The organism is Methyloceanibacter sp. (assembly GCF_050728395.1).
In the GTDB taxonomy this organism is placed as follows: domain Bacteria; phylum Pseudomonadota; class Alphaproteobacteria; order Rhizobiales; family Methyloligellaceae; genus Methyloceanibacter.
Genome location: NZ_JBOHJB010000098.1, coordinates 1 through 9,569 on the forward strand (window position 1 = coordinate 1; position 9,569 = coordinate 9,569).

General features: G+C 62.8%; 8 protein-coding genes. 7 read left to right on the forward strand and 1 reads right to left on the reverse strand.

Annotated features, from left to right (window positions below; translation table 11 throughout):
• The 7 genes from rseP to lpxB all read left to right on the forward strand — a co-directional run.
• Positions 1-1,011, forward strand: a 1,011-nt coding sequence (gene rseP, locus ACREC7_RS13940) for an RIP metalloprotease RseP (protein ID WP_431556294.1), incomplete at its 5' end; no start/stop codon positions are given.
• Between the two features lie 151 nt (positions 1,012-1,162).
• The gene (gene bamA, locus ACREC7_RS13945; protein WP_431556295.1) at positions 1,163-3,538 is read left to right on the forward strand and encodes an outer membrane protein assembly factor BamA; all 2,376 of its coding nucleotides are present in this window, start codon (positions 1,163-1,165) and stop codon (positions 3,536-3,538) included.
• Positions 3,539-3,604: 66 nt separating this feature from the next.
• Positions 3,605-4,669 carry a UDP-3-O-(3-hydroxymyristoyl)glucosamine N-acyltransferase gene (gene lpxD, locus ACREC7_RS13950; protein WP_431556296.1) on the forward strand — a complete coding sequence of 355 codons (1,065 nt, stop codon included), beginning with the start codon at positions 3,605-3,607 and terminating at the stop codon, positions 4,667-4,669.
• Positions 4,670-4,701: 32 nt separating this feature from the next.
• Positions 4,702-5,187 carry a 3-hydroxyacyl-ACP dehydratase FabZ gene (fabZ, locus tag ACREC7_RS13955; RefSeq protein WP_431556297.1) on the forward strand — a complete coding sequence of 162 codons (486 nt, stop codon included), beginning with the start codon at positions 4,702-4,704 and terminating at the stop codon, positions 5,185-5,187.
• Positions 5,188-5,204: 17 nt separating this feature from the next.
• Positions 5,205-6,017 carry an acyl-ACP--UDP-N-acetylglucosamine O-acyltransferase gene (lpxA, locus tag ACREC7_RS13960; RefSeq protein ID WP_431556298.1) on the forward strand — a complete coding sequence of 271 codons (813 nt, stop codon included), beginning with the start codon at positions 5,205-5,207 and terminating at the stop codon, positions 6,015-6,017.
• On the forward strand, positions 5,992-6,903 hold the full coding sequence (locus ACREC7_RS13965; protein ID WP_431556299.1) for an LpxI family protein: 912 nt from the start codon (positions 5,992-5,994) through the stop codon (positions 6,901-6,903). The genes lpxA and ACREC7_RS13965 overlap by 26 nt, the downstream gene beginning before the upstream one ends.
• A 13-nt stretch (positions 6,904-6,916) precedes the next feature.
• The gene (lpxB, locus tag ACREC7_RS13970; protein WP_431556300.1) at positions 6,917-8,134 is read left to right on the forward strand and encodes a lipid-A-disaccharide synthase; all 1,218 of its coding nucleotides are present in this window, start codon (positions 6,917-6,919) and stop codon (positions 8,132-8,134) included.
• On the opposite strand, the gene gltA is transcribed toward lpxB, so the two are convergent.
• Complete coding sequence (gene gltA, locus ACREC7_RS13975) at positions 8,110-9,375, reverse strand: citrate synthase (protein WP_431556301.1); 1,266 nt, start codon at positions 9,373-9,375, stop codon at positions 8,110-8,112. The genes lpxB and gltA overlap by 25 nt on opposite strands.
• Positions 9,376-9,569: the final 194 nt, after the last annotated feature.

Sequence of the window (9,569 nt, forward strand, 5' to 3'; positions counted from 1 at the left end):
GTCGTGGTCAAGACATTCTCGATCGGATTCGGGCCTGAGATCGTCGGCTTCAACGACAGGCACGGGACGCGCTGGCGGCTCTCCTGGATCCCGCTCGGCGGCTATGTGAAATTCATCGACGACGAGAATGCGGCGAGCGCAGGCCAGCGGCCGCTGGAAGCGCTGAGCGACGAAGAGCGCAAGCGGAGCTTCCAGGGCAAGTCGCTTGGCGCCCGCGCCGCCATCGTCGCCGCCGGGCCGATCGCCAATTTCGTGCTCGCCATCGTCATCTTCACGGCGATCTTCACCTTCTTCGGCGAGCGGAGCACCGCGGCCAAGGTCGACATCGTCAATCCTGGCAGCGCCGCCGAGCGCGCGGGCTTCAAGCCCGGCGACCTCGTGGTCAAGATCGACGGCACGACGATCGAGAGCTTCGGCCAGATGCAGCGCATCGTCGGCACGAGCCCCAACCAGCAACTTCATTTCGAGGTCGAGCGCGAGGGCAAGCCTGTCGCGCTGACCGCCACGCCTGAGCTGAAGGAGATCACCGACAATTTCGGCAACACCATGCGTATCGGCTTGCTGGGCATTCAGCGCAGCGCCTCGCCGGACGACTGGACCTTGAAGCGGCACGACCCGCTGACCGCCTTCGTTATGGCGATCAAGGAATGCTACTTCGTGATCTCCCGCTCGCTTGGCTATCTCTATGACGTGATCACGGGCCGCGAAGCCGCCGATCAGCTCGGCGGGCCCATCCGAATCGCGCAAGTGTCAGGGCAAGTTGCCTCGGCAGGATTCTTTGCCCTGCTCAATCTCGCCGCCATCATTTCGGTGAGCATAGGGCTGATCAACCTGTTCCCGATTCCCATGCTCGACGGCGGTCACCTGCTGTTTTACGGAATTGAGGCGATCCGCGGCAAACCGCTCAGCGAAAACACACAGGAAATCGGTTTCCGCATTGGCCTTGCCTTTGTCCTTATGCTAATGATCTTCGCGACCTGGAACGACTTGATTCACTTGAAGTTTCTCTAAGCTGCGGCGTCAATCAGTACATAACGAAAACGCGTAGTTTTCCTTACGCCCCCAAGGGGGTTCGGACCAAAATCGGCCACAAAAACTGGCCACTTTCGATCCTGGACGCTGCGTCCACGGGGGATCGGTGTTTGAGGGGACGACACCAGTGATGGTGCGGTCGTGGTTGGCTAGAGGGCTGTTTGCGGCCCTGCTCGCAGCAGGTGTGTTTGTGCTGTCAATCGGCATGAGCGCGAGCCTAGGCGAGCTTTCCGCCTATGCCCAGTCGGGGCCCGCCGTCGGCGTTATCCGCGTCGAAGGCAATAAGCGCGTCGAGCCCGAAACCGTCCGCACTTACCTCACCTTCAATGTCGGCGATCCCTATGACCTCGCCAAGGTCGACGAATCGCTAAAGGCTCTATTTGCCACCGGCTTGTTCCAGGATGTTCGCATTCGGCGCGAAGGCAACACAGTCGTCATCCTCGTGGTCGAAAACCCGATCGTCTCCAGGGTCGCCTTTGAGGGCAACAAGGAGGTCGAGGACGACGCGCTAACCGCCGAGGTTCAGCTCAAGCCCCGCACCGTCTACACCCGCGCCCGGGTCCAGGCCGACGTGCAACGCATTTTCGATGTCTATCGCCGCCAGGGCCTCTATGCGGCACAAGTCGATCCCAAAATCATCAAGCTCGAAAACAACCGAATCGACGTGGTGTTCGAGATCAATGAGGGACCGACCACCAAGGTCCGCGCCATCAACTTCATTGGCAACTCAGCCTTCAGCGATTCTCAGCTTCGCTACGTGATCAGCACCACGCAAACCACGCTCTTGAGCTTCTTGAAGAGCACCAACATCTACGACCCCGACCGGCTCAATCTCGATCGCGAATTGTTGCGCCAGTTCTACCTCAAGAACGGTTATGCCGATGTTCGCGTCATCTCGGCCACCGCCGACCTCGACCGCGACGGACGGGGCTTTTTCATCACCTTCACCATCGACGAAGGCGTGAAATACCGGTTCGGGGACATCGACGTCGAGACCACGCTGCCCTCGCTCGACGTACGCACGCTGCGCAGGTCCATCGTGACCCGGACGGGCCGCGTCTATAACGTCCAAAGAGTCGAGAATACCGCCGAGGCCCTGACCATCACCTCCTCGCAACAGGGCTATGCCTTCGCCCAGGTCAAGCCTCGCTTCGACCGCGATGAAGTCAACCGGCGCATCAACATCACCTATGTCATCGAGGAAGGTCCGCACGTCTATATCGAGCGCATCAACATCGTCGGAAATTTCCGCACCCACGACGACGTGATTCGCCGCGAGTTCAGTCTCGCCGAGGGCGACGCTTTCAACCGGCTGCTCGTCGAGGCTGCCCGGCGCCGCTTGCGCTCGCTCGGCTTCTTCAAGAGCGTCGATATCGAGACCGAGCCAGGCAGCGCTCCGGACCGCGTCGTGCTCATCGTCACGGTGCTGGAGCAACCGACCGGCGAACTGTCCTTCGGTGCCGGCTACTCCACCAGCGAAGGCGTGATCGGCGACATCAGCATCACCGAGCGCAACCTGATGGGCAAAGGCCAGTATGTGAGGTTGGGCTTCTCCGGCAGCCTTGAGCGCGCCCAGGTCGATTTCAGCTTCACCGAGCCGCATTTCCTCGATCGCAATCTCGCGGCGGGCTTCGACCTCTTCCACAAGGAGGTCGACTTCACCAACGTGGCGTCATACCGGGAACGCGACACCGGCGGCAATCTCAGGATGGGATTCCCCATCGCCTTCAATACCCAGCTTGGTCTGCGTTACCGGTTCGAGCGCGAGGAAATTTACGACGTCGCCAGCAACGCTTCGCTTGCGGTGAAGCAGGCCGAAGGCGTCTCCAATGTGTCGAGCGTCGGCTTCACGGTTGCCTACGACACCCGCAATCTGCCCCAGTCGCCGTCGAGCGGCATCTTCTCCTCCTTCTCTGAGGACTTCGCCGGCGTCGGCGGCGACGTGAACTACTTCAGGTCGGTGGTCGATACGCGCGGCTACTATCCACTCACGCCCAAGATCACCTTGGTCGGACGCGCGCAGGGCGGCTTCATCCAAGGTTGGGGAGGCGAGGAAGTCCGCCTGACCGATCTATTCTTCAAAGGCGGCGAGACCATCAGAGGGTTTGAACGGGCGGGCATCGGACCGCGTGACGCCTGCCAAGACGGCATCACCGGAAAACGCATCAGGGATTGCTCGAGGGATCCGCTGGGCGGCGAGGCCTTCTGGGCGGCGACCGCCGAAGCCCGCTTCCCGCTTCCCTTCATCCCCGACAATCTCGGCATGCAGGGCGCTGTGTTCGTCGATGCCGGATCGCTGTGGATGCCGAGCGGCCTTGCCGAGTCGGCCGTAGCCGAGGAAGGGAGCTTCATCAACGACGGTTCGAATGTTCGCCTGTCGACCGGCATCAGCCTTATCTGGCAATCGCCGCTCGGACCGCTCCGCGCCGATCTCGCGCAGGCCCTCCTCAAGGCCTCTTACGACCGGACCGAGATCTTCCGCTTTGGCGCCTCGACCGCCTTCTAGGGGCTTGTTTCTACCTGCCGCTTGGCGTCATTAGCTGATTGCCAGATCCCCTTCGGTGAGAATTCGATGGAACATCCGGGCTTTTTCGAGCGTGCTGGCCCCTTTTCCCTGCGCGCCATGGCTGAGGCTGTGGGTGCGGCAGCGGCCGGGGAGGTCGACCTCGAGACGAAAATCAAGGATGTGCGGCCGCTCGATGCGGCGGGAAGGGGCGATCTCTCGTTCCTCGACAACCCGAAATATCTGCCGCTGTTCACCCATACCGGCGCCACGGCCTGCCTCGTCGCTCCCAAATTCGCGGGCAAGGCACCAGCCGGCACCGCCGCCCTGGTGACGCCCGAGCCCTATCGCGGTTTCGCCAAGGCGCTCGCCCTGTTCTATCCCGACGCGCTGAAGCCCAAGGCGGCGAAGGACGGCACCAGCGGCGGTTTGGAGAGCGTCCATCGGAGCGCGCGCCTGGAAGAGGGCGTCACGGTCGAGCCGGGCGCGGTGATCGGAGCCGAGGCATCGATCGGGCGCGGCACCACCATCGCCGCCGGCAGCGTGATCGGCTACCGGGTTTATGTTGGACGAGATTGCTATATCGGCCCCAATGCCACGCTGACCCATGCGCTTATCGGCAATCGGGTGACCATCCACGCCGGCGCCTCGATCGGGCAGGACGGCTTTGGCTTTGCCATGGGCCGCGCCGGGCACCAAAAAGTGCCCCAGATCGGGCGCGTTATCATCCAGGATGACGTGGAAATTGGCGCAAATACCGCGATCGACCGCGGTGCCTTGCGGGACACGGTCATTGGCGAAGGCACGAAAATTGATAATCTCGTGCAAATTGGGCACAACGTGGTTGTCGGAAGGCATTGCATCATCGTGGCACAAACCGGTATTTCCGGTAGCGCCGAGCTTGGAGATTTCGTGGCGCTCGGCGGCCAGGTTGGCGTCGTAGGCCACGTCAAGATCGGAGCCGGCGCCCAAATCGCCGGCAGCAGCAACGTGCGCGGCGATGTGCCGCCGGGGGTGAGGTGGGGGGGAACCCCTGCCAAACCGACGCGCCTTTGGTTTCGCGAGCTCACCATTTTACGCCAGCTCGCCGAGCGCAAGGATTTGAGGTTCGATGATAAGGAAAGTGGCGACTAGGGCATTGCCGGTCGCGTCAGGAGCGAATGGGAATGAATGAAAGCGGCGCAAAGTCGAAGCTGGGGAGGGCGGAGACCACCGACATCCTCAAGCTGTTGCCGCATCGCTATCCGTTCCTCCTTGTCGACCGCATCGTCGACATGGACGGGGACCGCTCCGCCACCGGCATCAAGAACGTCACCGCCAACGAGCCCTATTTCCAGGGGCACTTTCCCGGCAACCCGGTCATGCCGGGCGTGCTTCTGATCGAGGGCATGGCGCAAACCGCCGGCGCGCTGTGCATGCACCATATCGGGGAATTCAAGGACCCGCCGCTCGTCTATTTCATGGCCATCGATAAAGCTCGCTTCCGCCGCCCGGTCGTTCCCGGCGATACTGTGCATTACCACGTGCAGAAGATCCGCAATCGTGGCCGCGTCTGGCGCTTTCGGGCGCAGGCGCTCGTCGACGGCGCCATCGTCGCCGAAGCTGAAGTCAGCGCCGTCATCGTCGAGACCTCCGAGACCGTCGAGACTTAGAGTTCAAAGTTCCGCGCATGGCCAACATTCATGCGACCGCCGCGGTCGACCCGAACGCTGACCTCGGCGCCGATGTTGAGATCGGGCCGTTCTGCGTTGTCGGACCGGAGGTGAGGCTCGGCCGCGGCGTCGTGCTGCATTCGCATGTCGCGGTCGCCGGCAGGACGACGATCGGCGACTCCTGCCAAGTGTTTCCCTTCGCCTCCATCGGCCACATCCCGCAAGACCAGAAATATCAAGGCGAGCAAAGCAGCCTCGAAATAGGATCGCACACCGTCATCCGCGAGTATGTGACCATCAATCCCGGCACCGAGGGAGGGGGTCTTGTCACGCGGGTCGGCTCGCACTGCCTGTTGATGGTTGGGGCGCATGTGGCCCATGACTGTCAGGTCGGCGACCACGTCATTCTCGTCAACAACGCCACGCTCGCGGGCCACGTCACCATTGGCAACCACGCCATTCTCGGCGGCCTATGCGCGGTGCATCAGTTCGTGCGCATCGGCGCCTATGGTTTTGTCGGCGGCATGTCCGGCGTGGAGAAGGACGTCATTCCCTTCGGCATGGTGCTTGGCAATCGCGCCTATCTGTCAGGGCTCAACATCGTCGGCCTCAAGCGCCACGGTTTTCCCCGCGAGCAAATCCATGAGCTGCGCCAAGCCTATCGCATGATGTTCTCGAGCGAAGGCACGTTGATGGAGCGGCTGGAGGACGTGGAGAACATGTTCGCGTCAAATCCGCTCGTCCGGCAGATCACCGAATTCATCAAGTCCCATTCCGATCGCTCATTCTGTGTCCCGAACAACAATGTCCCAGCGCCGAGTCAAAGCTGAGCCGAGCGAGTCCAAGGCCGAGGCCGAGGCCGTGGCACGTGAGAATGGCCCGCTCGCCATCATTGCCGGCGGCGGCACGCTTCCCGCCACGCTGGCCGATGCTGCGGCGGCACGAGGCCGTGCCGTTCATATTCTCGGCATTCGCGGAGAGGCCGACACGAAGATCTCGCGCTTCCCCCACACCTGGCTGAAATGGGGCGAGGTCGGCAAGCTGTTCGCCACTCTTGAGGGCCTGGGCTGCCGGGATCTCGTGATCATCGGCTCGGTTTCGCGGCCCGATCTCGCCAATGTCAGGTTCGATTTTGGCGCCATCAGGAATCTGCCCTTCCTGCTCAGTCTCGGCGTGGGAGGCGACGACCAACTGCTGTCGAGCGTGGTTCGCTTCCTCGAAGGCAAGGGCTATCGCGTGTACGGTGCGGGCGAGGTGGCTCCCGAGTTGCTCGCCGCGGAAGGAACCCTTGGCGACAAGGCCCCCACGCCCGACGATCGCGCCGATATCGAGACGGGCTTTCGCGTGGTCTCTGCGCTCGGGCGTCTCGATATCGGTCAGTCCGCGGTCGTGGTGAAGGGCCGCGTGCTCGCCGTTGAGGCAGCGGAAGGCACCGACGCCATGATTGCCCGCTGTGCCGAGCTGCGCAAAGGCGCTCGCCGCCGCGGGCTCGCCGGCGTGCTGGTCAAGGCGCCGAAGCCGGGACAAGAGGAGCGCGTCGATTTGCCGACCATCGGGCCCGACACGGTCGAGATGGCGGCGCAGGCGGGTCTCGCCGGCATTGCGGTCGCCGCCGGGCGGGTGCTCATCGCCGATCGTGCCGCCACCCTCGCCGCGGCCAACACGCATGGGCTTTTCCTCTTTGGCCAGAAGCTCGCCCGCGACCAGAATGCCTAGTCAACGGACTTCGATGCCGGCCTTGCGGCCGCTGAAGCTTTTTCTGATCGCCGGCGAACACTCCGGCGACGCGCTTGGTGCCAAGCTCATCGAGGCCTTGCGCGCCCAGTCGGCAAGACCGCTCGAGCTTCAAGGTATCGGTGGCGAGCTGATGCAAGAGCAGGGCTGCCCTTCGCTCTTTCCTCTGTCAGAGCTTGCCGTCATGAGCCTCGTCGACGTGCTGCCGCGCCTCCCCAATATCTGGCGTCGCATCCGGCAAGCGGTGGACGCCGTGATCGCGCAAGCCCCCGACGCTCTGGTGATCCTGGACAGTCCCGAATTCACCCATCAGGTGGCCAAGCGCGTGCGCCGGCGCGCGCCGCAAATCCCGATCGTCGACTATGTCTCGCCGAGCGTCTGGGCCTGGCGGCCGGGAAGGGCGCGCAAGATGCGCCGCTATGTCGATCACATCCTCGCCATTCTGCCCTTCGAGCCCGACGCGCATCGCCGCCTCGGCGGCCCGGCTTGCAGCTATGTCGGTCATCCGCTGGTGGAGAAACTCGATTGGATGAGGAACCTCGATGCGGAAGCCTTGCGTGGTCGCCTCGGCATCGCCAAGGATCGCACCGTGCTCGTGGTCCTGCCCGGCAGCAGGACGAGCGAGGTCAAGCGGCTGATGGCGCCTTTCGGCGACGCCTTGCGCCTTCTGCAAGCGGAGGTCGGGCCCTTCGAGGTGATCCTGCCCGCGGTGACAAGCGTTCGCCCGCTGATCGAGGAGAGACTCAAAGCCTGGCCGGTGGCGCCGCACATCGTGAGCGGCGAGGCCGACAAATTCGCCGCCTTCAAGCTCGCGCGCGCGGCGCTTGCCGCGTCAGGCACCGTGACGCTCGAGCTTGCGCTCGCCGGCACACCCATGGTCGTCGCCTATCGGGCAGATCCGATCGCGAGCAGCTTGCGCTTTCTGCTGATCGCCCACTCGGTGGTGCTGCCCAATCTGATCCTCGGCGAAAACGTCTTCACCGAGCTGCTTAATAAGGACTGCAACGGCGGGGCGCTGAGCCAAGCCCTTTTGCCGCTCATGCGGGGAGGGCTCGAACGCGACGAGCAGCTCGCCGGGGTCGCCTCTGTGCTCGAATGCGTGCGCGAGACCGATGAAGCCCCAAGCGCCAAGGCGGCGCGGATCGTCCTTGCCTATGCCGAGCAGGACAGCGCCGCTCTCGTCGCGCTTCAGCGCGCCTCGATCGGGATATAGCTGCGCTCGATCGCGCCGGTATAGAGCTGCCGCGGCCGGCCAATGCGCTGCGACGGGTCCTCGATCATCTCCTTCCACTGGGCGATCCAGCCGACCGTGCGGGCAATGGCGAATAGCACGGTGAACATGTCGGTCGGGAAGCCGAGTGCCTTGAGTGTGATGCCCGAATAGAAGTCGATGTTGGGATAGAGCTTCTTCTCTATGAAGTAATCGTCGTTCAGCGCGATGCGCTCGAGCTCCATAGCCACCTGGAGGATCGGATCGTCCTTGTGGCCGACCGCCTCGAGCACTTCATGGCAGGTCTTCTGCATGATGCGGGCGCGCGGATCGTAGTTCTTGTACACGCGATGGCCGAAGCCCATCAGGCGGAAGGAGTCGTTCTTGTCCTTCGCCCGCTTGACGTATTCCGGGATGCGGTCGACGCTGCCGATCTCCTGCAGCATCTCAAGCGCCGCCTCGTTGGCGCCGCCATGGGCGGGACCCCACAGGCAGGCGATGCCGGCGGAGATGCAGGCGAAGGGGTTGGCGCCTGACGAGCCGGCGAGCCTGACCGTCGAGGTCGATGCGTTCTGCTCGTGGTCGGCGTGAAGAATGAAGATGCGGCGCATGGCGCGGGCGAGAATGGGATCGACCTTGTACTCCTCGCACGGCACGGCGAAGCACATGTGCAGGAAGTTTGACGAATAGTCGAGCTCGTTGCGCGGATAGATGAAGGGCTGGCCGATCGAATATTTGTAGGCCATGGCGGCGATGGTCGGCATCTTGGCGATCATACGCACGCTCGCCATCTCGCGCTGCCTCGGATCCTTGATGTCGATCGAGTCGTGATAGAAGGCCGAGAGCGCTCCGACCACGCCGACCATGACGGCCATGGGATGCGCGTCGCGGCGGAAGCCGGTGTAGAACCGGGTCATCTGCTCATGCACCATGGTATGGCGCGTGATCAGATTGCAGAATGTCTCGTACTGCTCCTTGGTTGGCAGCTCGCCATAGAGCAGCAGATAGCAGGTTTCCATGAAGGTACCCTGCTCGGCGAGCTGATCGATGGGGTAGCCGCGATAAAGCAGCACGCCTTTTTCGCCATCGATGAAGGTGATCTTCGACTCGCAGCTTGCCGTCGAGGTGAAACTCGGGTCGTAAGTGAAGTGGCCGGTCTCGGCGTAAAGCGTGGTGATGTCGATCACGTCAGGGCCGAGAGTGCCTTTGCGCACCGGCAGCTCGTGATGGCTCCCGGCCAGCATCAAGGACGCCTCGGCCCCGACCGGCTTGCCGATATAGCTTTCTGCGACGCTCATGAGAGCCTCCTGGAACTCCTATGCGATGAGATGAACCCAACGCCTACTGCGGCACATTCTGCCAGCAGTTCGGAATTTGGCGTAGTAAAATTTTTGCACTGCGGGATAGATGCGACAAATGTGACGCGGTGCAACAAGAT

Excerpts from the sequence above, each read along its gene's own strand:
- lpxB (WP_431556300.1), top strand. The coding sequence starts at position 6,917 with ATGCCGGCCTTGCGGCCGCTGAAGCTTTTTCTGATCGCCGGCGAACAC.
- lpxD (WP_431556296.1), top strand. The coding sequence starts at position 3,605 with ATGGAACATCCGGGCTTTTTCGAGCGTGCTGGCCCCTTTTCCCTGCGC.
- ACREC7_RS13965 (WP_431556299.1), top strand. The coding sequence starts at position 5,992 with ATGTCCCAGCGCCGAGTCAAAGCTGAGCCGAGCGAGTCCAAGGCCGAG.
- bamA (WP_431556295.1), top strand. The coding sequence starts at position 1,163 with ATGGTGCGGTCGTGGTTGGCTAGAGGGCTGTTTGCGGCCCTGCTCGCA.
- fabZ (WP_431556297.1), top strand. The coding sequence starts at position 4,702 with ATGAATGAAAGCGGCGCAAAGTCGAAGCTGGGGAGGGCGGAGACCACC.
- lpxA (WP_431556298.1), top strand. The coding sequence starts at position 5,205 with ATGGCCAACATTCATGCGACCGCCGCGGTCGACCCGAACGCTGACCTC.
- gltA (WP_431556301.1), bottom strand. The coding sequence starts at position 9,375 with ATGCTGGCCGGGAGCCATCACGAGCTGCCGGTGCGCAAAGGCACTCTC.